A 1,249-nucleotide genomic window follows, 5' to 3' on the forward strand; every position below is an offset into this window, starting at 1 on the left:
CGTCGCCCTCGGCGCCGACGTCCGCTGGGCCTCCTGCAACATCTTCTCCACCCAGGACCACGCGGCCGCCGCCATCGCCGTCGGCCCGAACGGCACCCCGGAGAACCCGCAGGGCGTCCCCGTCTTCGCCTGGAAGGGCGAGACGCTGGAGGAGTACTGGTGGTGCACGGAGCAGGCGCTGACCTGGCCGAACACCCCGACCGGCGGCCCGAACATGATCCTCGACGACGGTGGTGACGCCACCCTCCTCGTCCACAAGGGCGTCGAGTTCGAGAAGGCCGGCGCGGCCCCGGACCCGTCGACGGCGGACTCCGAGGAGTACGGCCACATCCTGACCCTCCTCAACCGCACGCTCGCCGAGTCCCCCCAGAAGTGGACCCAGCTCGCCTCCGAGATCCGCGGCGTGACGGAGGAGACCACCACGGGTGTCCACCGTCTCTACGAGATGATGGCCGAGGGCACGCTGCTGTTCCCGGCGATCAATGTGAACGACGCGGTGACGAAGTCGAAGTTCGACAACAAGTACGGCTGCCGTCACTCGCTGATCGACGGGATCAACCGTGCGACCGACGTCCTGATCGGCGGCAAGGTCGCGGTGGTCTGCGGTTACGGCGATGTCGGCAAGGGCTGTGCGGAGTCGCTGCGCGGCCAGGGCGCCCGTGTGATCGTGACGGAGATCGACCCGATCTGCGCGCTGCAGGCGGCGATGGACGGCTACCAGGTCGCCACGCTGGACGACGTCGTGGAGATCGCCGACATCTTCGTGACGACGACGGGCAACAAGGACATCATCATGGCCTCGGACATGGCCAAGATGAAGCACCAGGCGATCGTGGGCAACATCGGCCACTTCGACAACGAGATCGACATGGCGGGCCTGGCCCGGATCGAGGGCATCGTCAAGGACGAGGTCAAGCCGCAGGTCCACACCTGGACGTTCCCCGACGGCAAGGTCCTGATCGTGCTGTCCGAGGGCCGTCTGCTCAACCTGGGCAACGCGACCGGTCACCCCTCGTTCGTGATGTCGAACTCCTTCGCGGACCAGACCCTCGCGCAGATCGAGCTGTTCACCAAGCCCGAGGAGTACCCGACCGACGTGTACGTGCTGCCCAAGCACCTGGACGAGAAGGTCGCCCGTCTCCACCTCGACGCCCTCGGCGTCAAGCTGACCACGCTGCGCCCCGAGCAGGCGGAGTACATCGGCGTCAAGGTCGAGGGCCCGTACAAGCCCGACCACTACCGCTACTGA

At 67.0% G+C, this 1,249-nt stretch carries 1 protein-coding gene; it reads left to right on the plus strand.

All coding sequences use genetic code 11. From position 1 onward, the window contains the following. The coding region (gene ahcY, locus VR44_RS10935) for an adenosylhomocysteinase (RefSeq protein ID WP_045947236.1) at window positions 1–1,249 on the plus strand (1,249 nt) is incomplete at its 5' end.

Origin of the sequence: Streptomyces katrae (assembly GCF_000966975.1) — a bacterium.
Classification (GTDB): Bacteria; Actinomycetota; Actinomycetes; order Streptomycetales; family Streptomycetaceae; genus Streptomyces; species Streptomyces katrae.